The organism is Enterobacter sp. ECC-249 (genome assembly GCF_043965265.1).
GTDB classification, from domain to species: domain Bacteria; phylum Pseudomonadota; class Gammaproteobacteria; order Enterobacterales; family Enterobacteriaceae; genus Enterobacter; species Enterobacter quasiroggenkampii.
This window is the reverse complement of the sequence record NZ_CP143660.1, coordinates 3714868-3733567: the sequence shown is the minus strand read 5'-3', so window position 1 is coordinate 3733567 and position 18700 is coordinate 3714868. Positions and strand designations below refer to the sequence as shown.

Sequence of the window (18700 nt, the reverse complement as noted above, 5' to 3'; positions counted from 1 at the left end):
AAGACGAATGAGTATATCAGGCAATCCCCGTGAATAAAGCGTATAGGTTTACCTCAATCACCTCGGCTGTGTTATAATTTGCGACCTTTGAATCCGGGATACAGTAGAGGGATAGCGGTTAGATGAGCGACCTTGCGAGAGAAATTACACCGGTTAACATCGAGGAAGAGCTGAAGAGCTCCTATCTGGACTATGCGATGTCGGTCATTGTTGGCCGTGCGCTGCCGGACGTCCGCGATGGCCTTAAGCCGGTACACCGTCGCGTACTATACGCCATGAACGTATTGGGCAATGACTGGAATAAAGCCTATAAAAAATCTGCCCGCGTCGTCGGTGACGTCATCGGTAAATATCACCCGCATGGTGATACCGCCGTTTATGACACCATCGTTCGTATGGCGCAGCCATTCTCCTTGCGTTACATGCTGGTAGATGGTCAGGGTAACTTTGGTTCAGTCGACGGCGACTCCGCTGCGGCGATGCGTTATACGGAAATCCGTATGTCGAAAATCGCTCATGAGCTGATGGCCGACCTGGAAAAAGAGACCGTTGATTTCGTCGATAACTACGACGGCACCGAGCGCATCCCAGATGTGATGCCAACCAAGATCCCGAACCTGCTGGTTAACGGTTCGTCCGGTATCGCGGTCGGTATGGCAACCAACATTCCGCCGCACAATATCACCGAGGTGATCAACGGCTGCCTGGCCTATATCGACGATGAAGACATCAGCATTGAAGGGCTGATGGAACACATCCCGGGCCCGGACTTCCCGACGGCGGCGATCATCAACGGTCGTCGCGGTATTGAAGAAGCGTACCGCACCGGCCGCGGCAAGATTTACATCCGTGCCCGCGCCGAAGTGGAAGCGGACGCTAAAACCGGCCGTGAGACCATCATTGTTCACGAGATCCCGTATCAGGTGAACAAAGCGCGTCTGATTGAAAAAATCGCCGAGCTGGTAAAAGAAAAACGTGTTGAAGGCATCAGCGCGCTGCGTGACGAGTCTGACAAAGACGGTATGCGCATCGTGATTGAGATCAAACGCGACGCGGTAGGTGAGGTTGTGCTGAACAACCTGTACTCCCAGACTCAGCTTCAGGTCTCCTTCGGTATCAACATGGTTGCGCTGCACCATGGTCAGCCGAAGATCATGAACCTGAAAGAGATCCTGAGCGCGTTCGTTCGTCACCGCCGTGAAGTGGTGACCCGTCGTACCATCTTCGAACTGCGCAAAGCGCGCGACCGTGCGCACATCCTTGAAGCGCTGGCGGTTGCGCTGGCCAACATCGACCCGATCATCGAACTGATCCGTCGTGCGCCAACCCCGGCAGAAGCGAAAGCTGCCCTGATTTCTCGTCCGTGGGATCTGGGTAACGTTGCCGCGATGCTGGAGCGTGCGGGCGATGACGCAGCGCGTCCTGAGTGGCTGGAACCTGAATTCGGCGTGCGTGACGGTCAGTACTACCTGACTGAACAGCAGGCCCAGGCGATTTTGGATCTGCGCCTGCAGAAACTGACCGGCCTTGAGCATGAAAAACTGCTCGACGAATACAAAGAGCTGCTGGAACAGATTGCTGAGCTGCTGCACATTCTGGGCAGCGCAGAGCGTCTGATGGAAGTGATTCGCGAAGAGCTGGAGCTGGTCCGCGATCAGTTCGGCGACGAGCGCCGCACCGAAATCACCGCCAACAGCGCGGACATCAACATCGAAGACCTGATCAACCAGGAAGACGTTGTTGTGACCCTGTCTCACCAGGGCTACGTGAAGTATCAGCCGTTAACCGACTACGAAGCACAGCGTCGTGGTGGTAAAGGCAAGTCTGCGGCACGTATTAAAGAAGAAGACTTCATTGACCGCCTGCTGGTGGCGAACACCCATGACACGATCCTCTGCTTCTCCAGCCGCGGTCGTCTGTACTGGATGAAAGTCTATCAGCTGCCGGAAGCAAGCCGTGGTGCGCGTGGTCGTCCAATCGTTAACCTGCTGCCGCTGGAAGCGAACGAACGTATCACCGCTATCCTGCCGGTACGCGAGTACGAAGAGGGCGTGAACGTCTTTATGGCGACCGCCAGCGGTACCGTGAAGAAAACCGCCCTGACCGAGTTCAGCCGTCCGCGTTCCGCCGGTATCATCGCGGTGAACCTGAACGAAGGCGACGAGCTGATCGGTGTGGATCTGACCTCCGGTTCTGATGAAGTGATGCTCTTCTCTGCCGCCGGTAAAGTGGTGCGCTTTAAAGAGAACGCCGTCCGTGCGATGGGTCGTACCGCTACGGGCGTTCGTGGTATCAAACTGGCTGGCGAAGACAGCGTTGTTTCTCTGATCATTCCGCGCGGTGAAGGGGCTATCCTGACCGTGACGCAGAATGGTTACGGTAAACGTACGGCGGAAGGGGAATACCCAACCAAGTCTCGCGGCACGCAGGGCGTTATCTCTATCAAAGTGACCGAGCGCAACGGTTCCGTTGTCGGCGCGGTGCAGGTGGACGATGCGGACCAGATCATGATGATCACCGATGCCGGTACGCTGGTGCGTACCCGCGTGTCTGAGATCAGCGTGGTGGGTCGTAACACCCAGGGCGTTATCCTCATCCGTACAGCGGAAGATGAAAACGTGGTGGGTCTGCAGCGCGTTGCCGAGCCGGTGGATGATGAAGAGCTCGACTCCATCGACGGTAGCGTTGCGGAAGGCGATGATGATATCGCACCGGAAGCCGATACCGACGATGACGCAGCGGATGACGCTGACGAGTAATGTCTTCTGATGCAAAAAAGGGCCGGATTCCGGCCCTTTTCTTTTGCACAAGCAGATAAGTCAACGTTGCGACCTGGCGCGTTTACCGCTACCTTAACCACATTCTTTTGACCCCGACGGCGGAGCCTCGCCCCCTTGAAATACCTCGTCTCCTTTCGTACTACGCTGAAAGTCTCTCGCTATCTGTTTCGGGCGCTGGCGCTCTTGCTTTGGCTGCTGGTGGCCTTGTTCTCGGTGTTTTACATCGTTAACGCTCTGCACCAGAAAGAAGCGGAGATCCGCCAGGAGTTTAATTTAAGCTCCGACCAGGCTCAGCGTTACATTCAGCGAACGTCTGACGTAATGAAGGAGCTGAAGTATATTGCCGAAAATCGTCTGACGGCGGAAAACGGCATCCTTGCGCTTCGCGGACGTGATGACAAAACCGAAGTCCCGGATTTCCAGCCGCTGTTCCCGGACTCCGATTGCTCCACCATGAGCAATTCCTGGCGCGGATCGCTGGAATCCCTTGCCTGGTTTATGCGCTACTGGCGCGACAATTTCTCCGCCGCCTATGACCTGAACCGCGTTTTCCTGATTGGCAGCGAGAATCTCTGCATGGCTGATTTTGGTCTGCGCGACGTGCCCGTTGAGCGTGACGATGCGCTGAAAAGCCTGCATGAACGTATTGTCAAATACCGCAATGCACCGCAGGACGAGCGCGGGAATAACATCTTCTGGGTGAGCCAGGGCCCGCGCCCGGGCGTGGGCTATTTCTACGCCCTGACGCCGGTGTATCTCGGCAATCGCCTGCAGGCGCTGCTGGGGATTGAGCAGACCATTCGCATGGAAAACTTCTTCACCCCGGGCAGCCTGCCCATGGGCGTGACCATTCTGGATGAAAACGGCCATCAGCTGATCTCGCTTGCCGGGCCCGATAACCGTCTAAACGTCGAACCGCACTGGATGCAGGAGCGGTCGTGGTTTGGCTATACCTCAGGTTTCCGCGAGCTGGTGCTGAAGAAGAGCCTGCCGCCTTCGTCGCTCAGTATCGTCTATTCGCTGCCGGTGGATATGGTGCTTGAGCGGATACGCATTCTCATCATGAATGCCATTCTGCTGAACCTGATCGCGGGTGGGGCGCTGTTCACCCTGGCGCGCATGTATGAGCGGAAAATCTTTATTCCCGCCGAAAGCGACGCCCAGCGGCTGGAGGAACACGAGCAGTTTAACCGGAAGATTGTCGCTTCGGCGCCGGTGGGGATCTGTATTCTGCGTACCCAGGACGGGACCAATATCCTGAGTAACGAACTGGCGCATAACTACCTGAACATGCTGACGCACGAAGACCGGCAGAGGCTGACGCAAATTATCTGCGGTCAGCAGGTTAACTTTGTCGACGTGCTCACCAGCACGCACACTAACCTGCAGATTAGCTTTGTCCATTCCCGCTATCGCAATGAAAACGTGGCGATTTGCGTGCTGGTGGATGTCTCCGCACGCGTGAAAATGGAAGAGTCGTTGCAGGAGATGGCGCAGGCGGCAGAGCAGGCCAGCCAGTCGAAGTCCATGTTCCTTGCGACCGTCAGCCACGAGCTGCGTACGCCGCTGTACGGGATCATCGGTAACCTCGATCTGCTGCAGACGAAGGAATTGCCGAAGGGCGTCGACCGGCTGGTGACGGCGATGAACAACTCCTCCAGCCTGCTGCTGAAAATCATCAGCGATATTCTCGACTTTTCTAAAATCGAGTCCGAACAGCTGAAAATCGAGCCGCGCGAGTTTTCGCCGCGCGAGGTGATGAACCATATCAGCGCCAACTATCTCCCGCTGGTGGTGCGTAAACAGCTGGGGCTCTACTGCTTTATCGAACCGGACGTGCCGCTGACGCTGCACGGCGATCCGATGCGCCTGCAGCAGGTCATCTCTAACCTGCTCAGCAACGCCATTAAATTCACCGATGTTGGCTGTATCGTGTTACACGTCTGCAGGGCGGGGGATTACCTGAGCATTCGCGTGCGCGACACGGGCGTCGGCATCCCGGCGAAGGAAGTGGTTCGCCTGTTCGACCCGTTCTTCCAGGTCGGGACCGGCGTGCAGCGTAACTTCCAGGGTACCGGACTGGGGCTGGCGATTTGTGAGAAGCTCGTCAGCATGATGGACGGTGATATCTCCGTGGATACCGAGCCCGGCATGGGCAGCCAGTTCACCATCCGCATTCCGCTCTATTCGGCACAGTATCCGGCAAAAGCGACGGTAGATGGGCTGAGCGACAAGCGCTGCTGGCTGGCGGTGCATAACGCCTCGCTGAATGACTACCTGACGGCGCTGCTTGCCCACAGCGGCGTGAGGGTGTGTCGCTATGAAGGTCAAACACCGGATGTGGACGATGTGCTGATCGCCGACGAGATGCCGGAGCAGCCGTGGCAGGGGAGAGGGTCGGTGCTCTTCTGTCGTCGCCACATCGGCATTCCTGTCGAGCGTTCGCCTGGAGAATGGGTACACAGTGTCGCAACGCCGCACGAACTGCTGAGCCTGCTGGCGCGCATCTACAAAGTGGAACTGGAAGAGCGCGACGGTACGGGCGGATTGCCGTCACCGGAGTCTCTGGCCTCGGTGAATGACGATATGATGATTCTGGTGGTGGATGACCATCCGATTAACCGCCGCCTGCTGGCTGACCAGCTTGGATCGCTGGGCTACCAGTGCAAAACCGCCAACGACGGCGTGGATGCGCTGAATGTGCTGAGTAAAAATCATATTGATATCGTGCTTAGCGACGTCAACATGCCAAACATGGACGGCTACCGTCTGACGCAGCGCATCCGACAGCTGGGTCTGACGCTGCCGGTAGTGGGCGTAACGGCGAACGCGCTGGCGGAAGAGAAGCAGCGCTGTCTGGAGTCAGGCATGGACAGCTGTCTGTCGAAACCGGTGACGCTGGACGTGCTGAAACAGACATTGTCGATTTACGCGGATCGCGTGAGAAAAACGCGGATATAAAAAAGGCCCGCAAGGGCCTTTTACGTTTTTCACCCTCTCCCGGTGGGAGAGGGACGGGGTGAGGGCATCAGGCCGCACACCCGTTGAGATCAATCCTTGTCCGTTGCGCTCAGCGTGACGGAGGAGAGATAGTTCAGCAGTGCAATATCGTTGTCCACGCCCAGCTTCATCATCGCTGATTTCTTCTGGCTGCTGATGGTTTTAATGCTGCGGTTCAGTTTCTTGGCAATTTCGGTCACCAGGAAACCTTCTGCGAACAGGCGCAGAACTTCACTCTCTTTCGGGGACAGGCGTTTGTCTCCGTAGCCACCCGCGCTGATTTTTTCCAGCAGACGAGAGACGCTCTCAGGCGTGAACTTCTTGCCTTTCTGCAGCGCAGCGAGCGCTTTTGGCAGATCGGTCGGTGCGCCCTGTTTCAGCACAATCCCTTCGATGTCCAGATCCAACACCGCGCTCAGGATCGCCGGGTTATTGTTCATGGTCAGAACAATGATCGAGATATCAGGGAAGTGACGTTTAATGTATTTGATGAGCGTGATCCCATCACCATATTTGTCCCCAGGCATGGAGAGATCGGTAATGAGCACGTGTGCATCAAGCTTTGGGAGGTTATTGATCAGTGCTGTAGAGTCTTCAAATTCACCGACTACATTCACCCACTCGATCTGTTCAAGTGATTTGCGAATACCGAACAGTACAATCGGATGGTCATCGGCAATAATTACGTTCATATTGTTCATGTATAAGGCTACCTTGCTACAGCAAGCTTTTGACGTAGGCGTCAATGTCGCTGATGTATTTTTCAATGCCAGAGGCATCTTTCTCACGAATTAGATGTTCCAGCGTTTCACATAACTGCTTGCCGGGAACCAGATTAAGCATGGCAAACACCCCTTTAAGCCGGTGTGCTGTCTGTGCCAGCGCTGCAAAATCATTCGCAGCGGACTCAGTATACAACCGCTTAACATCATCTGGTACTGTATCAACAAAGAGTGAATAGTATCCGCTGGCGTGAAGCTCGGCATTTTCATTGCCGCCTAACGGTGATTCCGTTATCTCTTCCTGCGCCAGCTGCTCTTCTATTAGTTGTAGTACAGCTTCCTGCATCGCATTGCTTATATTAAAGTTGACGCGCAGCTGGCCAGGGCCAATTTTCCGCACGCCAGACTCATCATCGCTTAAAAGCAAGCCGGAGGCAGTAAGATTAGACGGATTATCAGTTAAAAACAGATCAAATTCTTGACTTGCAAGTCTTTCATCCGGCGTGATGCAGGCCGCACCCCAGTTTTCTAACTGACGAACGACGATATTGCGGATCTCGTTTGAGGTCACATCGACCATCACCACGACATCATCCAGCAGACGTTCTTCATCTTCTTCCTGCGGATTGGCCGCCATTTTCACGTGCAGAGAGTAGCGTGTGCCGAGGGATTCACGGGCTTTGATATTCAGATGACCGCCGAGCTTACGCGCCAGCTGATCGCACAGCCAGAAGGTCAGGGCATTGGCCTTGCCGTAGCGATCGCTTTGCGTGTCATTCAGGAACGGGAAGTGCAGATTATCAATTTCACTCGTTGTGACGCCTTCCCCGGTGTCCAGGATGCGGAACGTCAGACGGTCTTCTGCCGACTCCTCGGTGCTGACTTCAAGGGTGATCCTGCCGATCTGCGTGGTGGTCACGGCGTACTGAATAATCATCAGCAGAATGCGGCGCAGCGCTTCGCGATCGCCGTGGCGTTCGTCATTCGCAGGAAGATTGTTATTGATCAGCAGCTGCAGCCCCTTGCGCTTAATGACGGGCAGCACTTCCGGCACTACTTCATCGATCAGATCCTGAATAGAGAAGAGGGCTGGCGTTCCCTTCCAGAAATCATTCTCCAGCATGTTCGCCAGCTGAATCTCATCAACCATTCTGACCAGCGAATCGGCCTGGCAGGCAAGCTGGTGGCTTTCGGATGTGTTCAACGCCGCTGCCTGGGTCGCCAGCGTTCTTAACGGCTGCTTGAAGGCATCGCCAATGTTCTGCATAAATGCGGCGCGCCCCTGCTGGTTTTTCTCATACAGTCTTTGCGCCTGCTTGAGCTTTTTATTGACCAGTACTTCACGATCCTGGTCGCGGATAATGAAGATTTGCGTGCGGGGAGCCACCTGGCTGCGGAACTGGCGGATCTCGTACAGTTCATTGTTTATGGTGGCCTGAATCACCCCCTGGTGCTGATCCGCCATGGTGGTGATGTTCTGCAGGTTAAGATGCGGCAGCAGATGGTCGGCAATTTTGTTGCTCATCACCGTCCGATTCGCCTCCTGGTCATGAACTAAGACCCCAAGCGGCAGCACGGAAACAATCTCTTCATTCAGCGCGCGTAATACGCGCAGCTCATTGCTGGTGCCGGCCGGGACCGCAGAGGCGTCGCTCTGACGCCCCGACTGGAAACGGAAAGTGCTGTAGCCAAACAGAGCCAGCGCCAGCAGACCGATATTCAGCAGCAGGGGCAGCAGGATATTTTGCAGGGTATCCAGCAACAGCGTACCAAACGGCACCTGCCACACCAGACGCATACCGGTCGAATTCAGCGATGAGGCAATTTCGATTTTCGAGCCGTTAAAGGAGATCGATACGCTTTCTGCGGCCTCTTTGTCAGACGCCGCACGCAGGTTCTGGGTGCTGCTGTCTGGCTCCAGACGGAAGCTATCGAGCGGCATATCCGGCGGGATTAAATCATTAATTGGTAAATCGAAGGCTACCACCGTCGCCAGATGCCCTGGCTGATTGAACGTGGTGCGCAGGGTAAAATAATGACCGTTTTGCCACGCCAGACGGCGCAGGGAAGAGAAACTCTCACGCTCATCAAGAGCGTTCGCCTGCTGCAGCATTTCTGCCCGGCGGGAATCGACGATGCTGCCCACGGTTGTCTCTTTAAACCCGGACGAGAGATCTTTTAAGGGCAGCGTTGAGATCAGGATCATGCTGTTGTCCTGACCGTTCAGATAGTACATCGACCACGGTACCGTTTCGGCACCCCAGAGGGTATCCAGATAGGTCGAAATACGCTGCGTCATCTCAAGCGTCGCGCTGTCGTGAGAGCCAAAGATAAGTGCCTCGGTCTTACGCTGCGGTTTTTCGAGATAATAGACATCCTGCTTGAGCCGCGTCTCCTGAAGTCCATCCCCGGACGAGGAGGTAGGGGCAGCTGCGATATTGTCGTAAATCTGCCAGGTGGCGTAGCGCCAGGTATCGATGCGCTTGTGCACGGCGTGGGTGATATCAACGACCTGATAGCTCTTATCCTTCAGCCAGGCGTTAACCGCGCTTTGTACCATCACCCCCATGGTGACTAACAGCACAACGATCAAAAGAAGAAAGAAACGGGTGATGCTCCCGGGAAGGAGGGAGAATTTGCTCGGGGCGGTAGTTTCAGTCTGACTCATTGATATCTTTAACCCGTTATGGTCGTGCTCTGTGGCGATAGGGCAGTATAAAGGGTAATAACTGAATTTCCAGCGCGACTATCCGGGAAAAGGCGACTTTTTCTCCGGTCAATATCGGCGGCGAGGCGTGGAGAAAACATGTACAAACTTGCCATGCGCGTACAAATAATCAGCACATGCAGTCAATAAATAGCACGAATTAACAAGAAATTAAGTTTTCCATCAATTGCGGGCTTTCAAAAGATACCAGGATGCAATTTAGTTAATAGTCGTTACAATTACGGTGCGGTAGCACAAAAAAAGAGAAGTTACGTAAAGAAAGGTAAAAAAAAACCGAATGCGAAGCATCCGGTTGAATTAGGGATAAACAGACATTCAAAACTGAATGACGGTAATAAATAAAGTTAATGATGATAGCGAGAGATATTTTAGAGATTAGGTGCGATCTTGTTTTGTCATTCAGTGCTGTAACGAATTTTATTGTAAGTCATTGATATATCTGCGGTGAATTTTTGGTTTGATTATAAGTGCTAATTTTCTAAGCTATTTGTGCTTTGTAAAAGTTCCTTTATATTTACATTTTGAAACATGTTGATGGGTAAATGAAACATCTTCAAAGTTTTCGTATCATATTCGCGTTGGATTATTCTGTAATTTTGAGGAGAATGAAATTGCCGACTGGTTAATGAGGGTTAACCAGTAAGCAGTGGCAATTATAAGGCATATAACAGAGGGTTAATAAAATGAAAGTTAAAGTACTGTCCCTCCTGGTACCAGCACTCCTGGTGGCAGGCGCAGCAAATGCGGCCGAAATTTATAACAAAGATGGCAACAAATTAGATCTGTACGGCAAAGTAGATGGTCTGCACTATTTTTCTGACGACAAGAGTGCCGACGGTGACCAGACCTATATGCGTCTTGGCTTCAAAGGCGAAACTCAGGTTAACGATCAGCTGACCGGTTACGGCCAGTGGGAATACCAGATCCAGGGCAACACCTCTGAAAGCGACAACCAGGCCTGGACGCGTGTGGCGTTCGCGGGTCTGAAATTCGCTGACGCGGGTTCTTTCGATTACGGTCGTAACTACGGTGTGATCTACGACGTAACCTCCTGGACCGACGTTCTGCCAGAATTTGGTGGCGATACCTACGGCGCTGATAACTTCCTGCAGTCCCGTGCTAACGGCGTGGCGACCTACCGTAACCAGGACTTCTTTGGCCTGGTCGATGGTCTGAACTTTGCTCTGCAGTATCAGGGTAAAAACGGTAGCGTAAGCGGTGAAAACGAGACCGGTCGTAGCACCCTGAAACAGAACGGCGACGGCTACGGTGCGTCCCTGACCTACAATCTGGGCGAAGGGTTCAGCATCGGTGGTGCAATGTCTTCTTCTAAGCGCACTGCTGACCAGAACAACACGGCTAACCTGGCGCTGAAAGGTGAAGGCGACCACGCTGAAGTGTATACCGGTGGCCTGAAATATGACGCCAACAACATCTACCTGGCGGCACAGTACTCTCAGACCTACAACGCAACGCGTTTCGGCAACTCTCAGAGCAGCAGCCAGATTTACGGCTTCGCTAACAAAGCGCAGAACTTCGAAGTGGTTGCTCAGTACCAGTTCGACTTCGGCCTGCGTCCATCCGTGGCTTACCTGCAGTCTAAAGGCAAAGACATCGAAGGTTACGGCGATCAGGATCTGCTGAAATATGTTGATGTGGGTGCGACTTACTACTTCAACAAAAACATGTCCACCTACGTGGATTACAAAATCAACCTGGTTGATGAAAACGAATTCACCCGTCAGGCGGGTATCGGTACTGACGATATCGTCGCGCTGGGCCTGGTTTACCAGTTCTAATCGCGCCATCGTGTGACGTAAGGGGCCAGATGGCCCCTTTTTTGTGCCTCTCTGATTCTCACAACTCACCCGTTTTGGTGTACTCTTGCCGCCCTGGCATGAGGATAATAATGAATGGACATGACTTTTTTACGCGCCAGCTTTCTGGCTATGCTTTTTTTCCTGACCGCGTGTAACGATCCCACTCCCGTGGCGAAAACCGACGCACCCGCCGCGACGGTGCTCGAAGGCAAAACGATGGGAACCTTCTGGCGCGTCAGCGTGATGAACCTCGATAAAACACGTGCAGATGAGCTTCGCGGCAAAATCCAGTCGCAGCTGGACGCCGACGATCAGCTGCTGTCGACCTATAAAAATGACTCGGCGCTGATGCGCTTTAATCTCTCCACCAGCACCTCCCTGTGGCCGGTGAGCGAGGCGATGGCCGATATCGTGACCGAGGCAATGCGCGTGGGTTACAAAACCAACGGGGCGATGGATGTGACCGTCGGACCCCTGGTAAACCTTTGGGGATTTGGCCCTGACAAGCAGCCGGTAACCACGCCTGAACAGGCGGCCATTGATGACGCCCGCGCCCGGACGGGGCTACAGCATCTGACGGTGATCAATCAGTACGGGCAGCAGTATCTGCAAAAAGATATCCCCGATCTGTTTGTCGATCTGTCGACGGTTGGGGAAGGCTATGCGGCGGATCATCTTGCTGCGCTGATGGCCCAGGAAGGAATTTCCCGTTATCTGGTCTCCGTGGGCGGCGCGTTGGTCAGCAGGGGCATGAACGCCAGCGATAAGCCGTGGCGCGTAGCGATTCAAAAACCGACCGATCGGCAAAATGCCGTGCAGGCGATAGTGGATATCAACGGACATGGCATCAGTACCTCCGGAAGTTATCGCAACTATTACGAGCTTGACGGGAAACGTATTTCGCACGTGATTGATCCGCAGACCGGACGCCCCATCACGCATAACCTGGTCTCGGTGACGGTCATTGCCCCCACCGCGCTGGAAGCGGATGCATGGGATACCGGATTAATGGTTCTCGGTCCCGAAAAAGCCAAAGAGGTGGTCCGTCAGGAAGGGCTGGCGGTTTATATGATCACCAAAGAGGGCGACGGGTTCAAAACCTGGAGCTCGCCGCAGTTCAACAGTTTCCTGGTCAGCGACAAAAATTAAAAAGCAAGGTTGCGGGTTTTTTATCACTGGCGCTCAGGCACGCTCTATGTATGCTTGTAAGAGGAGCCGATAATGAGAAACTCAACCTTTATTACCGATGAGGATCGCTGGCAGGCCGTGCTGGCCCGCGATCCGCTCGCTGACGATCAGTTTGTCTTCGCCGTGCAGACGACGGGTATTTTCTGCCGTCCGTCATGCCGCGCCCGCCACGCGCTGCGTAAAAATGTCTGTTTTTATCCTGATGCCCACCATGCCGCGCAGGCAGGCTTTCGTCCGTGCAAGCGCTGCATGCCGGACAAACGCGATCCGCAGGCGCAGAAGCTGGCAAAAGTGGAACATGCCTGCCGGCTTCTGGAGCAGGATCCTGCGTTAACCCTGGAGAGGCTGGCGGAGCAGGTCGCCATGAGTCCTTTCCATTTCCATCGTCTGTTTAAGTCCGTGACCGGCATGACGCCAAAAGGCTGGCAGCAGGCGGCGCGGGGTCAGCGTCTGCGCACCGCGCTTGCGCAGGGAGACAAAATTACCGACGCCGTGCTGGCGGCGGGATTTCCCGACAGCAGCAGCTATTATCGCAAAGCCAACGATGCGCTGGGCATGACGGCGAAGCAGTACCGTAAAGGAGAGGTGGCCGTGCGGTATGCCATCCATGACTGTTCGTTAGGACGCTGTCTGGTCGCCGAAAGCGAGCGGGGGATCTGCGCGATTCTGCTGGGTGACACCGATGCTGAATTAACCGCAGAGCTTGCCACGCAATTTCCAAAAGCAACGCACGCGCCGCTGGACGAACCCTTTGTGCAGCGGATCCACCAGGTGATTGCCAGTATTGATAACCGCGACGCACCGCTTGCGCTGCCGCTGGATATTCGCGGTACCGCGTTCCAGCAGCGCGTCTGGCAGGCTCTTCGCAACATTCCCTGCGGCGAAACGGCAAGCTACCAGCAGGTGGCGCAGGCGATTGGTCAACCCAGTGCGGTACGCGCCGTTGCCGGAGCCTGTGCGGCAAACACGCTGGCGATTGTGATCCCCTGTCATCGCGTGGTTCGTCACGACGGCGCGCTGTCGGGGTACCGTTGGGGGACGGCGCGAAAAGCGCTATTACTGAAACGTGAGGCGAAACGCCAGGAGGGATAATGCTCGATCTTTTTGCGGATGCTGAACCCTGGCAGGAGGCGCTTGCGCCGGGGGCGGTGATCCTCCGCCGCTTTGCACTTTCCCGTGCGGCGGCGCTGCTTGCCGGTATCGACGAGGTGACGGCGGTTTCGCCGTTTCGCCATATGGTGACGCCGGGCGGCTACACCATGTCGGTGGCCATGGCCAACTGCGGCGAACTGGGCTGGGCGACGAACGAGCGTGGATATGTGTATGCTCCAAACGATCCCACGACCGGCCAGCCGTGGCCTCCCATGCCTGCGGTTTTTCAGGCGCTTTGTCACGAGGCCGCCGTGGCGGCAGATTATCCTGACTTTCGGCCGGATGCCTGCCTGATCAACCGCTACGCCGTCGGTGCGAAGCTCTCGCTGCACCAGGACAAGGATGAACCCGATCTGCGCGCGCCTATCGTCTCGGTATCGTTAGGTCTGCCCGCCGTCTTTCAGTTTGGAGGATTACGCCGCAACGATCCGCTCAAACGCATCATGCTGGAACATGGTGATGTGGTGGTGTGGGGCAGGGAATCGCGGCTTTATTATCACGGCATTCAGCCGCTGAAACCCGGCGTCCACCCCCTCACGGGTGAGTACCGCTTTAATCTGACCTTCCGTCAGGCGGGTATGAGTAAACTAAAATAAGAATTATTCTTGATGTCAGCGCAGGGCAGTTTACACTGCTGGCTGATTTTTATTGTCCGGATTGCCTGCATGCAACTACTTCTCCTTGTCTGGCGTCAGTATCGCTGGCCCTTTATTGCCGTAATGGCGTTAAGCCTTGCCAGCGCCGCGCTGGGTATTGGCCTGATCGCGTTTATTAACGTGCGCTTGATTGAAATGGTCGATACCTCGCTCTCCGTATTGCCGGAGTTTCTCGGCCTGCTGCTCCTGTTGATGGCGGTTACGCTCGGCTCCCAGCTTGCGCTGACCGCGCTCGGGCACCATTTCGTTTTCCGTTTACGCAGTGAGTTTATCAAGCGGATTCTGGACACACAGATAGAGCGCGTTGAGCAACTCGGCAGCGCGTCCCTGCTGGCGGGGCTGACCAGCGACGTACGCGCCATTACCATCGCGTTCGTTCGTTTGCCGGAGCTGGTGCAGGGGATCATCCTGACCTTTGGATCGGCCGCTTATCTCGCCTGGCTCTCCAGCAAAATGCTGGCGGTGACCGCGCTGTGGATTGCCATTACCATCTGGGGCGGTTTTGTGCTGGTGTCACGCGTCTATAAACACATGGCGGTGCTGCGCGAAACCGAAGATAAGCTCTATAACGATTACCAGACGGTACTGGAAGGGCGCAAAGAGCTCACCCTGAACCGCGAGCGCGCCGAGCACATCTTTAATCATCTCTATATCCCGGACGCGCGCGAATACCGTCATCATATTATTCGCGCCGATACCTTCCACCTGAGCGCGGTGAACTGGTCAAACATTATGATGCTGGGCGCCATTGGCCTGGTATTCTGGATGGCGAACAGCCTGGGCTGGGCGGACACCAACGTCGCGGCAACCTACTCGCTGACGCTGCTGTTTTTGCGCACGCCGCTGCTCTCGGCGGTCGGCGCGTTGCCCACTTTGCTGAGTGCGCAGGTTGCCTTTAATAAGCTCAAAAAATTCGATCTCGCGCCGTTTAAAGCCGAATTCCCGCGCCCGCAGGCCTTCCCTGACTGGCAGACGCTGGAGCTGCGTAACGTCACGTTCCGCTACCAGGACAGTGCCTTCTCCGTGGGGCCGGTCAACCTGACGATCCGCCGCGGGGAACTGCTGTTCCTGATTGGCGGCAACGGCAGCGGTAAATCTACACTGGCGATGCTGCTGACCGGACTCTATCAGCCGCAGTCGGGCGAGATTTTACTGGATGGCAGAGCGCTGAGCGCGGAGAAGCCCGAGGATTACCGCAAGCTTTTCTCGGCGGTGTTCACCGACGTCTGGCTGTTCGATCGGCTGCTGGGGCCGGATGGGCAACAGGCGAATCCTGCGCTGGTGGAAAAATGGCTGGCGCAGCTGCAGATGTCGCACAAGCTGGAGCTACAGGACGGGAAGATCCTCAACCTGAAGCTTTCCAAAGGGCAGAAAAAGCGCGTGGCGCTGCTTCTGGCTCTGGCGGAAGAGCGTGACATCATTCTGCTGGATGAGTGGGCAGCGGATCAGGACCCGCATTTCCGCCGCGAGTTTTATCAGGTGCTGCTGCCGCTGATGCAGGAGATGGGCAAAACCATTTTTGCCATCAGCCACGACGATCACTACTTCATTCATGCCGACCGCCTGCTGGAGATGCGCGACGGCAGGCTGAGCGAGCTGACCGGTGAAGAGCGTGATGAAGCCTCGCGTGACGCGGTGGCGCGAACTGCCTGATGCCCTCACCCTAACCCTCTCCCACAGGGAGAGGGGATAGATCGTAGCCGTAATGCCGATTTTTTCTCCATCCCGCCCCGTTGTTTATTCTTATTTACATATCCTCGCGCTATGCTTAATACCAACTTATTTCATGGATTTATGATTGATGTCGGTATTAAAGAAAAACAGCGCCAGACAGCGTGACCAGGAACGTGCGCGACTCATCTGGCTTCTCACGACCGATAAAGCGGTCACCTCTACGCTATTAGGCAAACTCACCCTGGCTGAGCAATATGATGTCGGCACTTTAGCCGACGATATTGCTGAGGTAGGTGCGCTGGTTGCTCACTTACCCCCGCCGGATCTGGCGGATACCCTGGAAGCGCTTCCCTCGGAAGAACGCCACGCCCTGTGGCGGCTGGTGCAGGATCACGAGCGCGGGCAGGTGCTGCTTGAGGCCTCTGAAAACGTCTGGGATGATCTGATCGACGAGATGAGCGACCGGGATATTCTCGACGCTCTGCAAACCCTGGATATCGACGAACAGATTTACCTGGTTCAGCACCTGCCGCGCAACCTGACCGGTCGCCTGCTGGCGTCACTGCCTGCCGATGAACGCGCGCGCGTGCGTCAGGTGATGCACTACGAGAAAAACAGCGTCGGCGCGATCATGGAGTTCGGCGTTATCACGGTGCGCCCGGATGTGACGCTCGGCACCGTGCAGCGCTATCTGCGTCGCCTGGGCAAAATGCCGGACAACACCGATAAGCTGTTTGTCACCTCCCGGGATAAAACCCTGCTCGGCGAGCTGGAGCTGAAAACCATCCTGCTCAACAGCACCCAGCGGAAGGTGAGCGAGGTGATGGAAAACGAGCCGATGGTCTTCTCCCCGGAAGACGATGCGGAGAAAGCGGCGCGTACCTTCGAACGTGACGACCTGGTGAGTGCCGCCGTCGTGGATTCCGTCGGCAAACTGATGGGGCGTCTGACCATCGATGAGATCGTTGATGTGGTCTACGAAGAAACCGACAACGATCTGCGCGCGCTCGGGGGGATCAGCGCCGAAGATGATGTCCATGCCTCCGTCGGCAAGGCGGTGAAAACGCGCTGGGCGTGGCTGGCGATTAACCTGTGTACCGCGTTTATCGCCTCCCGCGTGATTGACGGTTTTGAACACACCATTTCGCAGCTGGTGGCGCTGGCCTCGCTGATGCCGATTGTGGCCGGGATTGGCGGCAATACCGGAAACCAGACCATCACGATGATCGTTCGCGCGCTGGCGCTGGAAAATATTCAGCCCGGAAACTTCGCCTTTCTGATCTTCAGAGAGATGGGCGTGGCGCTGATCAACGGCCTGGTGTGGGGCGGCATTATGGGCGGCATCACCTGGTGGCTGTATGACGATCTGGCGCTGGGTGGAGTGATGATGCTGGCGATGGTGCTGAATCTGCTGGTGGCATCGATGATGGGCGTTATTATCCCGCTGACGATGACCAAACTGGGGCGCGACCCCGCGGTGGGGTCGAGCGTGATGATCACCGCCATCACCGATACCGGCGGTTTCTTTATTTTTCTTGGGCTGGCGACGATTTTTCTGCTTTAAGCCGACGCTTAATGCGGGCGGGTAAGAGTGCCATGACGATAATCCCGCCCAGCACGCCAATCGCCAGATTGCCGGTTGATACCGTGGCGGCAACGGTCACCAGCATGACGACCGTTTCTGCAATCGGGGCAGCTTTCAGCGTGGCTGGCTGAAGGCTATGCCAGCTGAAGGTTTTAACGGCGACGATCGCCATAATGCCCGCCAGCACCGCCATCGGGATGTTGGCCATCACGTCGCTGAGCGCCGTCACCAGGATCAGCAGCACAATACCTGCCGCAAAGGTTGAAATGCGGCTTCGGCCTTTCCCCATCTCCACGTTAACGATGGTTTGTCCGATCATCGCGCAGCCCGCAATCCCACCGTAAAATCCGGCCAGAATATTGCCGACGCCTAATCCAATGCTTTCGCGGCGTTTACCTGACGGCGTCGCGGTCAGCTCATCCACCAGCTTTGCCGTGAGGAGGGATTCCAGCAGGCCGACAAACGCGATGCTCAACGCGCACGGCCAGATAATGCTCAGCGTCTGTAGATTGAGGGGGACCAGAAGTTCGGTAAGACCCGGCAAGCCGCCGCTCATGGAGCCTTCATCGCCCACGGTCGGCAGGATTTGACCGGTTGAAACGGTGAATATGGTAAGCACAACAATCGCAATCAGCGGGGAAGGGATGCTTTTGATATAGCGCGGCACCCACAGCACGATGAGTACCGTCAGCACGAACAGGCCCACAATCAGCGGGCTTCGGCTCCAGAAATGCGGCACCTGAGCGAAGAAGATCAAAATACCCAGGGCGTTAACAAACCCGGTCATGACCGACTGGGGAATAAAGCGCATCAGTCTTGCCATGCCCAGCACGCCAAACAGAATCTGAATCACGCCAGCCATCAGCACGGCGGGAAGAATGTACTGTACGCCGTGCTGATGCACCATCGGGCCAATGACCAGCGCCACGGAGCCGGCCGCTGCCGTGACCATCGCCGGGCGACCACCCAGTACAGACAGGGCGAGACACAGCACCACGGAAGCGATCAGGCTGACCTTCGGGTCAACGCCCGCCACCACGGAAAATGAGATGACCTCGGGTATCAGCGCCAGGGCGGTTATCACGCCCGCCAGCGTTTCACGCGTCAGCTGCTTAGGGGAACGCAGCACGTTGGCTACGCGGTCTTCGGGGGATACAGCAGAATGGGGTAGAGACATAACGTTTCGCTGGTTAGGGCAGGCTTCCGTGCGCGCGATCACAAAACGCAACATACTAGCCAGTAAAACCGCCCTTTACCAGACGCATCGATAATTCCTCACAAACAATCCATCATTAAATTTCACAATTACAATAATTTCGTAACCTTTAAACAATATTTAAAAGTTGTTACCGTGCCCCCGCAGCTTTTTTCACCTGCAATTTCCACGCATCAAGC

The 18700-nt window shown here is 55.6% G+C and carries 11 protein-coding genes; 8 read left to right on the top strand and 3 right to left on the bottom strand.

Going from position 1 to position 18700, the window contains the following annotated elements; genetic code table 11:
* Positions 1 to 122: 122 nt before the first annotated feature.
* Positions 123 to 2759, top strand: coding sequence for a DNA topoisomerase (ATP-hydrolyzing) subunit A (gene gyrA / locus V1587_RS17760; protein WP_371897320.1), 2637 nt, complete (start codon positions 123 to 125; stop codon positions 2757 to 2759).
* A 135-nt stretch (positions 2760 to 2894) separates the two neighbouring features.
* On the top strand, positions 2895 to 5741 hold the full coding sequence (gene rcsC / locus V1587_RS17755; RefSeq protein WP_371897319.1) for a two-component system sensor histidine kinase RcsC: 2847 nt from the start codon (positions 2895 to 2897) through the stop codon (positions 5739 to 5741).
* Positions 5742 to 5830: 89 nt separating this feature from the next.
* Here rcsC and rcsB read toward each other — a convergent pair whose 3' ends face one another.
* Together rcsB and rcsD are read right to left on the bottom strand one after the other, a co-directional pair.
* Positions 5831 to 6481 (bottom strand): response regulator transcription factor RcsB, encoded by a 651-nt coding sequence (rcsB, locus tag V1587_RS17750; protein WP_003859405.1) that lies wholly within the window; start codon positions 6479 to 6481, stop codon positions 5831 to 5833.
* Positions 6482 to 6497: 16 nt separating this feature from the next.
* Positions 6498 to 9170, bottom strand: coding sequence for a phosphotransferase RcsD (rcsD, locus tag V1587_RS17745; RefSeq protein WP_371897318.1), 2673 nt, complete (start codon positions 9168 to 9170; stop codon positions 6498 to 6500).
* Between the two features lie 743 nt (positions 9171 to 9913).
* Here rcsD and V1587_RS17740 point away from each other — a divergent pair.
* The 6 genes from V1587_RS17740 to mgtE all read left to right on the top strand — a co-directional run bounded on the left by V1587_RS17740 (position 9914) and on the right by mgtE (position 17284).
* Positions 9914 to 11029 carry a porin OmpC gene (locus V1587_RS17740; RefSeq protein WP_371897317.1) on the top strand — a complete coding sequence of 372 codons (1116 nt, stop codon included), beginning with the start codon at positions 9914 to 9916 and terminating at the stop codon, positions 11027 to 11029.
* Between the two features lie 114 nt (positions 11030 to 11143).
* On the top strand, positions 11144 to 12199 hold the full coding sequence (apbE, locus tag V1587_RS17735) for an FAD:protein FMN transferase ApbE (RefSeq protein ID WP_371897316.1): 1056 nt from the start codon (positions 11144 to 11146) through the stop codon (positions 12197 to 12199).
* 72 nt (positions 12200 to 12271) lie between these two features.
* The gene (ada, locus tag V1587_RS17730) at positions 12272 to 13330 is read left to right on the top strand and encodes a bifunctional DNA-binding transcriptional regulator/O6-methylguanine-DNA methyltransferase Ada (RefSeq protein ID WP_371897315.1); all 1059 of its coding nucleotides are present in this window, start codon (positions 12272 to 12274) and stop codon (positions 13328 to 13330) included.
* Complete coding sequence (gene alkB, locus V1587_RS17725; protein ID WP_371897314.1) at positions 13330 to 13986, top strand: DNA oxidative demethylase AlkB; 657 nt, start codon at positions 13330 to 13332, stop codon at positions 13984 to 13986. The genes ada and alkB overlap by 1 nt, the downstream gene beginning before the upstream one ends.
* A gap of 69 nt (positions 13987 to 14055) precedes the next feature.
* Positions 14056 to 15699 carry a multidrug ABC transporter permease/ATP-binding protein gene (locus V1587_RS17720; RefSeq protein WP_371897313.1) on the top strand — a complete coding sequence of 548 codons (1644 nt, stop codon included), beginning with the start codon at positions 14056 to 14058 and terminating at the stop codon, positions 15697 to 15699.
* A 148-nt stretch (positions 15700 to 15847) separates the two neighbouring features.
* Positions 15848 to 17284, top strand: coding sequence for a magnesium transporter (gene mgtE, locus V1587_RS17715; RefSeq protein WP_371897312.1), 1437 nt, complete (start codon positions 15848 to 15850; stop codon positions 17282 to 17284).
* Here the strand turns inward: mgtE and V1587_RS17710 are convergent.
* Positions 17247 to 18536: a SulP family inorganic anion transporter gene (locus V1587_RS17710; RefSeq protein ID WP_371897311.1), complete on the bottom strand. Its 1290-nt coding sequence runs from the start codon at positions 18534 to 18536 to the stop codon at positions 17247 to 17249. The two genes, mgtE and V1587_RS17710, sit on opposite strands and share 38 nt — an antisense overlap.
* Positions 18537 to 18700: the final 164 nt, after the last annotated feature.